Annotated in this window: 6 protein-coding genes; all 6 read right to left on the bottom strand. The window is 24.2% G+C overall.

Annotated features, from left to right (window positions below; genetic code table 11):
- The coding region (locus KJQ97_RS08730; RefSeq protein ID WP_284454207.1) for a glycosyltransferase N-terminal domain-containing protein at nucleotides 1–475 on the bottom strand (475 nt) is incomplete at its 3' end.
- A 17-nt stretch (nucleotides 476–492) separates the two neighbouring features.
- Entirely contained in the window at nucleotides 493–1197 is a 705-nt protein-coding gene (locus KJQ97_RS08735) for a zinc ribbon domain-containing protein (protein WP_214115832.1), read from the bottom strand.
- A gap of 9 nt (nucleotides 1198–1206) precedes the next feature.
- Nucleotides 1207–1932, bottom strand: coding sequence for a Nif3-like dinuclear metal center hexameric protein (locus KJQ97_RS08740; protein WP_214120596.1), 726 nt, complete (start codon nucleotides 1930–1932; stop codon nucleotides 1207–1209).
- The gene (locus tag KJQ97_RS08745; RefSeq protein WP_214120597.1) at nucleotides 1929–2282 is read right to left on the bottom strand and encodes a diacylglycerol kinase; all 354 of its coding nucleotides are present in this window, start codon (nucleotides 2280–2282) and stop codon (nucleotides 1929–1931) included. Before KJQ97_RS08745 ends, KJQ97_RS08740 begins: the two co-directional genes overlap by 4 nt.
- Before the next feature lie 44 nt (nucleotides 2283–2326).
- Complete coding sequence (locus KJQ97_RS08750) at nucleotides 2327–3559, bottom strand: FAD-binding protein (protein ID WP_214120598.1); 1233 nt, start codon at nucleotides 3557–3559, stop codon at nucleotides 2327–2329.
- Nucleotides 3552–4738 (bottom strand): sensor histidine kinase (locus KJQ97_RS08755; RefSeq protein WP_214120599.1); only part of this gene is annotated, 1187 nt, incomplete at its 5' end. The genes KJQ97_RS08755 and KJQ97_RS08750, both read right to left, overlap by 8 nt.

A 4738-nucleotide genomic window follows, 5' to 3' on the forward strand; every position in this document is an offset into this window, starting at 1 on the left:
TTGTATAGTAAAAACTAAATTTTTTATAATTTTTAAAGCTATTTTCTTTCATTCTAGCGTTTAATAAAATAGGATTTTTATCAAAATCTTTATATATTTTAAGTAAAGCCAACCACAATTCTGCTTCAAATACTATTAAAGTCTTAGCAGGTTTAAGCCATAAATATAATAATGGCTCATAAGGTAGTAAAAAAGCATTATCATCAAATTCTTTTGCTTTCATAAGCCCTGTTTTTGATGAACAAGTAAGTAATATTTTAAAACCTTTATTTTTATAATATTTAATCAACTCGCCTAAAGCGACAGCTTCTCCATAACTTGCAAAATGAAAATGAATATCTGCTATTTTATGCTTTTTGAATGGTAAAAATTTTTGATAAAGTTTAGAATATTTATCCTTAAAACTTAAAGGAATTAAAGCCAATAAGAATAAAGGATAAATTAAAATAGAAACAAGAATATAAAAAAAATACATTTTTTAAATTATAAAAATTACTCTTCTATGTATAAAATTCTTCCACAATGTGGGCAGTTATTAATCTCTTCACTTTTTAAAACTGCACTAAAAGTTTTGCTATTTAGTTGCATAAAACAACCATAGCAAGCTTGTTTTTTAACAGGAACTACTGCAGTATTCTTAGCCCATTTTCTAATTTTTTCATAAAATCCGAAAACTTTGCTATCAATTTCGCTAGCTAACTTATCTTTTCTTACATAAATTTCTTTTCTTTTTTCTTCAATAGCATCAAGTGCTGATTTTTGATTAGCTATTGCTATAGTTAAATCATCATTTAATTTAGTAATTTCTTTTTGATTTTCTTTAATTTCTTCTTTTTTATTATCTACTATTTTTTCTAATTTTGATATTTCTTCATTTGCAGCTTCTAATTGCTCTCTTGCGATTTCTTCTTCTAATTTTAAAGCATTTGCTTCTTTTTCTGTTTTTACTAAAGCAATTTTTTTAGCTGTTTCATTTATCTTTGTTGAAAATTGAGCTATGTGATTTTCTACTTTTACTTTACTCTCACTAATTTCTTTTATGCTTTCTTCTAATTTTGAATTTTTATTCTCAAGACTTTTAATTTTATCTTCTAAATTGTTAGCTTCTCTTTTAGCACTTTCAATTTGTGGTAAAAAACTATCTATTTCTTTATCTAATTTAGAAAGCTCTACTAATTGTGATAGGTGTTTATTCATAGTATGTCCTTAATACTCTAAAAATGGATTTTTTGAAGAGCTGATTATAATCTCTATCGGTAATTTTTGCAAATTACTCGCTAAAGAATTAGCAAAACAAATCTCACTTTCATAATGCTTAATATCAATTAAACTTATATTATTTTCACTAAGAGCTAAAGCGTCGTGATATTTAATATCTCCTGTTAAAAATATATTACTCTTAAGCTCACTAGCCAATGAAATTCCAGAACCCGTGCAAATTCCTATTAAATCAGTTTGAATTATTTCTTTTGCTAAAGATATTGATATTTTTTTTAAGTTTAATTTAGCCTTTAAAAAATCAGCCAATTCATAAATATCTTTAAAATTATTCTTAGCATAAGCTAAAAACCCATCGCTTTCAATTATTTCTAAGCCTAAAAACTTTTCACAAAAATATCTATTTAAATGACTTAAATCATAATTCGTATGCATAGAAATTAAAGCACAATTTTTTTTGATTAATTCTTTTAAAATATTACCAGCATAATCATTTTTAATACTTTTAATACCCTTAAAAATCAAAGGATGATGAGTAATAATCAATGAATTTGGTAAAAATGATTTTACTTGATTAAAATCTAAATCAAGGCTAAGATAAATCCTTTCGCAACTATCATCATTGCTTAAAATTAACCCACTATTATCCCAACTTTCTTGGGTATTAAAAGGGCTTAATTCATCTAAAATCTTATAAATCTCAATTATTTTCATAAAAATTCCTTATATAAAACGCTAAGCCAAGTTAAAACAGCTATTAAAATAGTAAAAAATACTCCAGCAGAGCCTAAGTCTTTTGCATCTTTTGCAAGTTTATGGTATTTTGAAGTTGCCAAATCTACAACGCTCTCAATAGAAGTATTAAAGCATTCAGCAGCAAATACTAAAATAATAACACCTATTAAAAATGCCTTTTCAAATAAAGAAAAAGGATAAAATAAAGCAAATAAAATAAAGCAAATTCCTATTGCAAATTCTATCCTAAAAGCACTTTCATTTAAAGCTCTTTTAACCCCTGCTAAAGCATAACTTGCGTTTTTAAAAAATGAGTATTTCTTCTTCATATTTTCTCCTATTTAGCTAGATTATAAAAAAATTATTAATACTTTCAAATTGATAGCATAAATTGACTAGCATTCATAGCAAATACAACACAAGCTATGCTAGCAGCTCCACTAAGCCTTGCTTCTCCAAACATAGAACTAACTTCTCCTATAGCAAACATATTATTCTTAGCTGTATTAGTATCTATATCAATTACTCTTGCAAATATATCTGATTTAACCCCACCTAAAGTATAGTTTAAATAAACATCTACATTAGCCAAATAAAACATAGGCTTATTAATTGCTTTAATAGAAATATTATTAAGATTTTTACCCAATTTATCAATCCTATTACCAAAATAGCTATTGTATTCATCAACGCAATTAATTAATCTTTTATCAATTTCTTCTAAAGAATAGTATTTGTAAAATATACTTGTATCATTTATATAATTTATTCCGTGATTATCTAGGAGTAATTTAACTAATTTATTATTTTTAATTTCATTTAAAATCGCTATTGCTAAATCTTGCCTTGAGCTATCTTCTCTAACAAATCTTTTAAAATCAGAATTAATTAAAATTCCATATTTAAAAATATCCATAGGCAAAACAAAAGCAAATCTCATTAGACTTAATTGAGTTGGGATTGCTCCATTTTTTAATAAAATCTTTAAAGAATTTGAATTGTTCTTAGACATAGTTTTAGCATAATAAGCTAGTGGATAATGAATTTTTATAAATTCTTTATCGTTTGCAAATCCACCAGTGCAAAAAGCTATATTTTTAACCTTAATTTTTATGATTTCATCTTTATGTAAAATACTTGCAATACCATTATCAAAATCAATTAATTTAGCTTTAGTTAATATATTTACATTTTTACTAAGCAATCTGTTGATTAATGGATTTATCACATTTTCTTTAGCATTTTTTAAAGGGTGTAATTCTCTAGGAACTGAATGATTTAAGCTATTTGATATAGCTAATTCAAATTCAACCCCAAAACTTTTTAAAAGTTGAGTAGCTTGTGCTGATTTTTCACTAAGCTCTTTTAATAAAGTAAAATCAGCATAATTAGTTGAATAAGAAATCAAATCATCATAAAATTTATCATCTTTTATATTTGCTAGTTGCTGAAAAGATGAATTACTAGCAGCAAAATTTAAATAACTCTTAGCTCCGCCTAATTCATCATCTTGCTCAATTAATAAAATATCTTGTTTAACCAATAAATTCGCCAATGTTAAACCACTAATACCACTACCTACAATTAAACAAAACAACTCATTCATAAGCAATCCTAATATAAAAATTAGCTCCAATTTTTCTAGTTTTTAAAAATACATCAGCATTTAACTCGCTATTTAAAATATTTTTTATCATAAAAAGCCCAAGCCCTGAACCATTTTTCGTGCTAAAATAAGGTTTAAAAATTTCTTCTTCTAAATCCTTTTTAACCCCTATTCCATTATCTTTTATACTAATGTAAATATTATTTTTATAAGCATAAAGATTAATTATAATATAAGGATTTTTTATATTAACTAAAGCATCTTTTGCATTTGTAATGAGATTGATTATTGCATGAGCTAAACTATTTTTATATGAATTTATTTTTAAATTCTTATCAAGTCTTAAAGTAGTATTAATTGCATTCCTTGTAAGGCTTGCATTACAAATCGTTAAAGAATTTAAAATAGCTTCATAAACATAAAAAGAGCTTTTTTCTTGCTTTGTCTTATAAAAATCATAAAATTCATCAATAGTTTTTGACATATAATTTAAAATAGGATTTATCTCTTTTAATTTTTGATGAAACTTATCATCAATTTTTTGTTTTTCTAAACTAATCTCAAGATAACTAGAAATTGCACCTAAAGTTGCTAATGGCTGTCTATATTCATGAGCTATACAAGCTATCATTTCACCTAATGCAGCTAATTTTGATTGATGATTTAGCAATTGCTCTTTTTGTGTATTTTCATCTAATTTAGCCTTAATTATTTCAACTTGATTTTTTACTTCTTCTTGTAAATTTGCATTTAATTTTCTTAGTTTTTCTTCAGTTTTTAATAATTTATTAATTAAAAATCCTAAAACAAAATATACCCCAATAAAAGCAAAAAATACCAAAATCACACTAATTATAAAAGCCTTTTTTATTATATGTAAATGAGTTTTATAATCTTTTGTAATATCTTTTTTAATCAATATTAAAAATCTATCATTTAAAATAATTTCATTACTTAAATAATATTTATCATCTAATTTAATTATATCTTCATCATTTGTTAAAAGTTTAGTTTTATTTTGCCAATCAAATTCATTATAAAAATACTCATTTTCATACTTTAAAGCAGCTAAAAAATCATCTTGAATTTTTAAATTATCTAATAATTTTTTTGCACTTATTGTATAAGTAATCGCATAATTTTCATTTATTTTTAAATTAATTAAATAAACTGGTTTGG

Source organism: Campylobacter sp. 2018MI01, assembly GCF_018501205.1.
In the GTDB taxonomy this organism is placed as follows: Bacteria; Campylobacterota; Campylobacteria; order Campylobacterales; family Campylobacteraceae; genus Campylobacter_E.

What these genes read in the sequence shown, in the direction of transcription:
- KJQ97_RS08735 (WP_214115832.1), bottom strand. Translation starts at nt 1,197, where the DNA reads ATGAATAAACACCTATCACAATTAGTAGAGCTTTCTAAATTAGATAAA.
- KJQ97_RS08740 (WP_214120596.1), bottom strand. Translation starts at nt 1,932, where the DNA reads ATGAAAATAATTGAGATTTATAAGATTTTAGATGAATTAAGCCCTTTT.
- KJQ97_RS08745 (WP_214120597.1), bottom strand. Translation starts at nt 2,282, where the DNA reads ATGAAGAAGAAATACTCATTTTTTAAAAACGCAAGTTATGCTTTAGCA.
- KJQ97_RS08750 (WP_214120598.1), bottom strand. Translation starts at nt 3,559, where the DNA reads ATGAATGAGTTGTTTTGTTTAATTGTAGGTAGTGGTATTAGTGGTTTA.